This is a genomic window from uncultured Brevundimonas sp. (assembly GCF_963974615.1).
In the GTDB taxonomy this organism is placed as follows: Bacteria; Pseudomonadota; Alphaproteobacteria; order Caulobacterales; family Caulobacteraceae; genus Brevundimonas.
Map to the genome: position 1 here is coordinate 1 of NZ_CAXBDH010000030.1, position 7,213 is coordinate 7,213.

The 7,213-nt window shown below is 62.0% G+C and carries 8 protein-coding genes; 4 read left to right on the plus strand and 4 right to left on the minus strand.

Annotated elements, in window-relative coordinates; translation table 11 throughout:
• Window positions 1-548, plus strand: a 548-nt coding sequence (locus tag AAC050_RS14305) for a hypothetical protein (protein ID WP_339915764.1), incomplete at its 5' end; no start/stop codon positions are given.
• A complete protein-coding gene (locus AAC050_RS14310) occupies window positions 545-1,285 on the plus strand; it encodes a cytochrome c biogenesis protein CcdA (protein WP_037941734.1) in 741 nt (246 codons plus the stop codon). The genes AAC050_RS14305 and AAC050_RS14310, both read left to right, overlap by 4 nt.
• 103 nt (window positions 1,286-1,388) lie before the next feature.
• Here AAC050_RS14310 and AAC050_RS14315 read toward each other — a convergent pair whose 3' ends face one another.
• The 4 genes from AAC050_RS14315 to AAC050_RS14330 all read right to left on the minus strand — a co-directional run bounded on the left by AAC050_RS14315 (window position 1,389) and on the right by AAC050_RS14330 (window position 6,126).
• Window positions 1,389-2,153: a glutaredoxin gene (locus AAC050_RS14315; protein ID WP_184583059.1), complete on the minus strand. Its 765-nt coding sequence runs from the start codon at window positions 2,151-2,153 to the stop codon at window positions 1,389-1,391.
• A 22-nt stretch (window positions 2,154-2,175) separates the two neighbouring features.
• Window positions 2,176-3,048 carry a DUF305 domain-containing protein gene (locus AAC050_RS14320; RefSeq protein ID WP_037941732.1) on the minus strand — a complete coding sequence of 291 codons (873 nt, stop codon included), beginning with the start codon at window positions 3,046-3,048 and terminating at the stop codon, window positions 2,176-2,178.
• 132 nt (window positions 3,049-3,180) lie between these two features.
• Window positions 3,181-3,600 carry a Cu(I)-responsive transcriptional regulator gene (cueR, locus tag AAC050_RS14325; RefSeq protein ID WP_037941731.1) on the minus strand — a complete coding sequence of 140 codons (420 nt, stop codon included), beginning with the start codon at window positions 3,598-3,600 and terminating at the stop codon, window positions 3,181-3,183.
• An 18-nt stretch (window positions 3,601-3,618) separates the two neighbouring features.
• Window positions 3,619-6,126 (minus strand): heavy metal translocating P-type ATPase, encoded by a 2,508-nt coding sequence (locus AAC050_RS14330; protein WP_037941730.1) that lies wholly within the window; start codon window positions 6,124-6,126, stop codon window positions 3,619-3,621.
• Window positions 6,127-6,266: 140 nt separating this feature from the next.
• Here AAC050_RS14330 and AAC050_RS14335 point away from each other — a divergent pair, with 140 nt between their 5' ends.
• Entirely contained in the window at window positions 6,267-6,467 is a 201-nt protein-coding gene (locus AAC050_RS14335; protein WP_037941729.1) for a heavy-metal-associated domain-containing protein, read from the plus strand.
• A 204-nt stretch (window positions 6,468-6,671) separates the two neighbouring features.
• A complete protein-coding gene (locus AAC050_RS14340) occupies window positions 6,672-7,088 on the plus strand; it encodes a hypothetical protein (protein WP_235958029.1) in 417 nt (138 codons plus the stop codon).
• Window positions 7,089-7,213: the final 125 nt, after the last annotated feature.

Sequence of the window (7,213 nt, forward strand, 5' to 3'; positions counted from 1 at the left end):
GCCCAGCATCGACGCCGGGAGCTCAGCTGGTGGGACCGGCTGACAGGTGTGTTTCAATGAGTGTCGTCGCGACTGGCGTCAGGCTGTCCTTAACAGACGGAATTTCCCTGACAGCTCTGCGTCGGTATTTTGCGGTGATCATCCCGGCCAACTTGTTCTGGGAGTTCGCGCATATGCCGCTCTACACGATCTGGAACGAGGGCACTTGGGGTGAGATCGTTTTCGCAGCCGTCCATTGCACGGGTGGTGATATCCTGATCGCCATGAGCGCGCTGATGCTTGCCCTTATGCTGACGGGCCAGGGCTGGCCTCTGGTCGCCTCCACGCGGCGGTCTGTGACCGTCCTGACGGTGGTGTTCGGGCTGGGATACACGCTGTTCAGTGAATGGCTCAACATCGTGATCCGTGAGGCATGGGCCTATTCGGACCTGATGCCGATCATTCCGATCCTCGATGCGGGCCTGTCACCTGTTTTGCAATGGATGGTGGTCCCGCTGGTCGCGTTCTGGTGGGCCGTGTGGCCCTTCAGCACCGAGCGTGATGTATGATGGATATTTCCGGCATCGGCATTTTCGCGGCATTCCTGGCGGGAGCCATCTCTTTCCTATCACCCTGCGTCCTGCCGCTGGTGCCGGGCTACGTATCCTATATCGCGGGTCAGCCGGATTTGCGCACGACGCGGTCGGTCGGCTTGCGGGCGCGCGCCGGGGCGCTCGGGTTGAGTGCCTGCTTTGTCCTGGGCTTTTCGACGGTCTTCGTCGCCCTCGGGGCCGGGGCCAGCGCGCTCGGATCCCTGCTGCTGACATGGCGCTCCGAGCTCAACTTTCTCGGCGGCGCGATCATCATTCTGTTCGGACTGGTCATGCTGGGTGTCTTTCGTCTGGAGACGTTCTCGCGCGATACCCGTTTCAATCTCGACATTCCCGGCGGTCGCCCGTTTGGGGCCTACGTGCTGGGACTGGCCTTCGCCTTTGGCTGGACACCCTGTATAGGACCGATCCTCGGCGCGATCCTGACACTCAGTTCGACGTCCGGCGGCATGTCGGACGGCATCTGGCTGCTGTCGATCTATTCCGCGGGGCTGGGGGTGCCGTTCCTGTTGGCGGCGCTGTTCACCGACGCCATCGCCGCGCGGGTCAGGCAGATCGGCAAGGCCGGTCGCTGGCTCTACAAGGGCGCGGGTGTTGCCATGATCATCATGGGCATTGCCATCATGACCGGGCAATTGTCACGGTTTGCCTATTGGTTGCTGGGGACGTTTCCCTTTCTCGCGACGATCGGCTGACGAACCTCGAACCAGCTCTTGGCGCGATGGCTGGTAGGTGAGGATCATCTCCACCACTCAGCAAGGTCGTACACGCCGCGCCTCTGTAGAGGTCGCGGGGCCGTCAGCCGATCAGGTAGACCCGGATCGGCATCCAGATACCCATGACCATCATCATCAGGTTCTCGGTGAGCGAGACGAACCCTAGTGGCACGTTGCTGTCGCCCCCGACGCAGGCGCATTTCAACTCGCGCTTGTCGATGTACACGGCCTTGAAGACCGAAACCGCGCCGACGGTGCCGATGAACAAGGCCACGGGTGCCGACAGCCAGGTGAGCGCCCCGGCGACCATGAGGATACCGGCGAAGGCCTCTCCGAAGGGATAGAGATAGCCGTAGCGCACCCAGCGGCGCGCCAGCAGGTCGTAATTCAGGAACATGGTCGAAAAGCTCTCGACATCCTGAAGCTTCTGCACTGCAAGCAAGCACATCGAGATCGAGACGAACCATTCCAGCGCGCGCAGGCTGAGGATGGTTCCAAAGCTGTACCATGACAGGCCGAGCGCCATCAGAAACGCGACGGCAAAGATCGCGATCACCGGCCGATAGGAGGTGTCCGAGCGCTCGCTTTCCGGCGCGTCGAGGCCGAAATGGACCCGCAGATCGTCGTAGCCGCCAATCCGCTTGTCGCCGATCCAGGTCTGCGGCGTGGTCTCGACCCCGTGCTTTTCCATGAAGGCATCGGTTTCCTCGCGTGTCGTCAGGTGATGATCCTCAACCTCGTACCCTTCGCGTTCGAGCAGGTCCTTGGACTTCAGGCCATAGGGGCAAAGATGATCCGGCATGACCATCCGGTAGAGTTGGGCTGATTTCGATGCGTCATTCGGCATAGTGTTTCCTCCAGTTTCTGGTTCAGGCACCGCAACCGTAATATCCGCGATACCCTGCACGCAGACCGGACCCAAGTTCGAGAACGAGATCGGCGTCCTGCATTTCGCCACTATTTGCGTCCAATGTGCCGGTTCCGCTCGGCGCGCTCAACGCCACTGTCATGCCTTCCGTGCCCCAAGTGCTTCCGGCGTCGCCAGCCTCCAGCCGCACCAGATCGCCGCTGATCTTGGCGAGAGCTACACTCCCACCGTCGATGCGGCCCACCGCCAGCGCAGGCCTGCTTGTGGTGGTGTAGGTGAACGTGCACGCCGCGCCGCCGGGAAACATCTGCGCAATGTCCTCCGTAGTAAGAAATTCGAGGTCGAGAATGGCGATTTCCGGGGTTGATAGCGCCTCGTCAAGGCTCATGATCTGCGTCGGTCCGCTTTCTGACTGTGCCAGACTGTCACCGTTGGCGTCGATATCGTTCACCAGATAACGCATCTCGGCGATTTCCTTGTCCTGCGCATAGATGATCTCATCCGCCAGCTTGCGCACGCGCGGGTCCGAGATATCGGCGCGGCTGGAGGTCATGATCGCGATCGAGTGGTGCGGAATCATTGCCCGCATGTAGCTGGTGTCGCCCACCGTCACCTGGCTGCGGACCAGCCAAAGCGAGGCGGCAAAGACCACGGCGGCACCGATGAAGAAGGCGGCGTTAGCCATCTTGCTGGAATACATCGACAGCATGAAGCCCAGCATGATGATCGCCATGGTGGCACCCATCAGGAGAGCCATGTAGGCCCGCGTTTCCGACCAGAACACATGCGTCCAGAGGTAGGTATTGAGATACATCAGACCGAACATGACGACGGTAGATGTGGCGATCATCGCGAAAAAGCGGCCATATGACATGAAGTTGTCCTCTCTCGAAATCGTGAAGTCTAGAGGTGGAACAACTTTCCCGCGCTGGAATGTTCCGAAATAGCTGCAGCCAGTCGCACCTTGTGGGTGGCGCTGCCCGCTGCGGGACGTATCTAAGCCCGCTTAATCCGCTGCCCTGGCGGTCCGGGTCTTATCCTCTTCCATAGCCAGATCTGCGAGAATCGGACAATTAGGCCTGTGATCGCCAGCGCAGGCATCGACAAGGTGCGACAACGTCGCGCGCATCTCGGTCAGTTCTGCGATTTTCCGGTCGATCCGGTCGAGGTGTTCCTCGGCGATCTGCTTGACCTCCGCGCTGGCGCGGTCGGTATCGGCATAGAGTTTCAGCAGGCTCCGGCAGTCCTCGATTGTGAAGCCAAGCGCACGCGCTCGCCCGAGAAACGCCAGCTTGTGGACGTCGCTCTGCCGAAAGCTGCGATAACCGTTCGCGCTGCGCAGCGGCTCGACCAGCCCGATGTCCTCGTAGTAGCGGATGGTCTTCGCAGGAAGGCCGGACAGGTCGGCCACGTCTCCGATATTCATGATCGTTTTCTCCTTGTTTCATTCTGCCGGGAGGGGGGACATGCGGGGGGCAGTCGCGGCCTTCGCCGCGTCGTCCATCGCCGGGCGGACACGGCGCAGGCGCAGCGCGTTCGTCAGTACGAAGACCGAGCTGAGCGCCATTGCCCCAGCCGCCAGCACCGGCGACAGCAGCAGGCCCGACACCGGGTAGAGCAGCCCCGCCGCCACCGGAATGAGGGCCACGTTATAGCCGAAGGCCCAGAACAGGTTCTGGCGGATGTTGCGCATCGTACGCCGCGACACTTCCAGCGCGTTGACCACGCCGCGCAAATCGCCCGACATCAGCACCACATCGGCGGATTCGATGGCGACGTCGGTGCCGGTGCCGATGGCGATGCCCACGTCCGCATGGGCAAGCGCGGGCGCATCGTTGATGCCGTCGCCGACAAAGGCGATGTGCTGGCCCGTGCCGCGCAGATCGTCCAATGCCGCGACCTTGCCATCCGGCAGCACACCCGCGATCACATGGTCGATGCCGGTCTCGCGCGCGATGGCTTCTGCCGTCTCGCGCTTGTCGCCGGTGATCATGGCAACCTTCAGGCCCAGATCGTGCAGCGCCCGGATGGCTGCCGCGCTGGACCGCTTCACCGGATCGGCCACGGCGATGACGGCGGCAACGCGTCCGTCGATGGCGGCGTAAAGCGCGGTGCGGCCCCGTTCGGCCAGGCGGCGCTCTTCGTCGGCCAACGCACCGATGTCCAGCCCTTCGTGCGTCATCAAACGGTCGGCCCCCACCAGCACGTCATGGCCCGAAACCTCTGCCCGGACACCGTAGCCGGTGATGGAGGTGAATTTCTGCGCGTCGTGACGGGCAACGCCCTCGGCCTCCGCCGCCCGCAGGATGGCCTCGGCGATGGGATGTTCCGACTGCGCCTCGACCGCCGCGATCAGCGCCAGCACCTCGGCGCGGTCAAAGCCGTCGGCCAGCACCAGATCGGTCAGCTCGGGGCGGCCTTCGGTCACCGTGCCGGTCTTGTCCAGCGCCACCACATCCACTGTCGAAAGCTGTTGCAGCGCATCGCCCTTGCGGAACAGCACGCCCATTTCGGCGGCGCGCCCTGTGCCCACCATGATCGAGGTCGGTGTAGCGAGCCCCATCGCGCAGGGGCAGGCGATGATCAGGACCGAAACACCGGCGACCATCGCAAAGGACAGGGCGGGTGACGGCCCGGCCAGCAGCCAGACCAAGACGGTCAGGGCGGCAAAAGCCATGACCGCGGGCACAAACCACAGAGTGATCCGGTCGACCAGCCCCTGGATCGGCAACTTCGCCCCCTGCGCCTCTTCGACCATGCGGATGATCCGGGCCAGCGTCGTATCCGCCCCCACGCGCGTCGCGCGGAACCGAAAGGCACCGGAGCCGTTGACCGTCCCGCCTGTGACGGGGTCGCCCACCGACTTGGCAACCGGCACCGGTTCGCCGGTGATCATGCTCTCATCGACACGCGCGCTGCCTTCGGTCACCTCGCCGTCCACCGCGATCCGCTCTCCGGGACGCACCAACAGGATGTCGCCCGCAGTGATACGTTCGATAGCCACGTCCTGCGGCTCTCCGCCCACCACCACTCGTGCGGTCTTGGCCTGAAGGCCTAGCAGCTTATGGATCGCGGCCCCGGCCCGGCCCTTTGCGCGGGCTTCCAGCCAGCGGCCCAGCAGGATCAGCACGACAATGACCGCCGCCGCCTCGAAATAGACCGCGCGCGACCCTTCGGGCAGCAGCGCGGGCGCGAAGAGCGCCACGAGGGAATAGAGATAGGCCGCCGAGGTGCCGACAGCGACAAGGCTGTTCATGTCCGGTGCGCCCTTGAGCAGCGCGGGAAACCCGAGCGTGTAGAAGCTGCGCCCCGGCCAGAACAGGACCACGGTGGTCAGACCGAACTGGATCAGCCAGCTGGCCCGGTGGCCAATGGTTTCGCCGATCAGGCCATGCATCCCGGGGATCAGGTGCGCGCCCATTTCCAGCAGGAACACCGGCAGGGCGAGGGCCGCCGCCATAGCGGTCCTGCGGGCCAGCCTGCGCGCCTCTTCATCCTTGCGGGCACTCGTGTCTTCCCGCGCGCTGTCCTGCGGCAGGGTCGCGGGATAGCCTGCGTCAACCGCCGCCTTGAGCAGGTCGGCGACCACGACCGCGCCTTCGAGATAAGTCACCGTGGCGGTTTCCGAGGCCAGATTGACGTTCACGTCCAGCACGCCCGGCATCGCCGCCAGCGCCTTGTCCACCCGCCCGACGCAGGACGCGCAGGACATGGAGGCCACGTTCAGACGAACGCTCTGAGTCCGGACGGGATAGCCGATCTCTTCCAACTTCTCGACGATGTCCGAGATGCGCTCCGGCCCGTCGATCTGCGCCTGGGCCGTCTCGCTGGCGAGGTTGACGCGAACGTCGCTGACACCCGGCAGGCCGGAAAGCCCACGCTCCACCCGCCCAACGCAAGAGGCGCAGGACATGTTTTGAAGGGAAATTCGGACGTTGTGTGGACCGGACATGGAAATCTCCTGATTCTGATCCTCCGAGAGATAAGGGTTCCATTCGCTGGAAGGTCAACAGGTGCATCGAGAAATTTTTTCGGGCATTGACCTTCCCATAGGGGAACGCCCTAGGTAGCAGCAGCAAGAAGGAGATCGTGATGATCAGGTTCAGCGTGCCGGACATGAACTGCGGACATTGCACCGCGTCGATAAAGAAGGCCATTGTGACGATAGACCCACACGCGACTGTCACCTGTGACCTGACTGCGCGTTCCGTCGAGGTAGATAGCGCATTGGATGAAAGCGCTCTGAAGGCAGCGATTCACGATGCGGGCTACGGATCGGAAAGACTGACTTAGTCCCGTCAATTCCAGTCATTAAAGACATACTCCCTGCCATTTTCGCTTCTTCTGTCTGAATGGTGAACGTTGCTATGTACCTATTGCGCAACAGTTTTGAGCGCTTGCAGCGAGAATTCGCCTGCCTCGCTAGAATGTGCCAAACCTTCCCGCGCTGTAAGCGTTGACTAATTTGTCAAAACGTCCAAGTTTCCGTTCATGAGAATGCGTGTCGCCACTTCGGTATGGGTGAAATTCCTCACTTGCTTCGCTTTTGCGTTGGCGCTGGTTCTGTCTCCACCTTCTGCGGCACACGCGGCCTCGGGAATGCATGATGGTCAGCATTCTGGATCGATCAGCGCCCTTCTCAGCGAACCGACTGTTGGTCAGGGAACTGATATCCACGCCGACCACATGAAACACCCGGCGACAGTTGACGTGGATGACATATCCTCCGACATTGGTGAAACAGAGCATCAATCAACTCAGTGTTGTAACGGAATATGCATTTCTGTCGTCATTCCAGACGCAGACTTGGTATTCCCGGATCCTATTGCTGCGAAAGAATATATGATCCTGAGCGGTCAGACGCATTCCGTCGAAACATCAGGGTTTCTGCGGCCCCCTCGATTCCTGATCTGAAACGGCGCCCAATCCGGGTGTGAGCCTTGCGCAGACTCTGCGTGAGACATCGTTCATCAATCAGGATACCTTCATGAAAATTCATCTACTTATGGGGGCTTCGGCCCTCGGGCTTGGCGCATGCG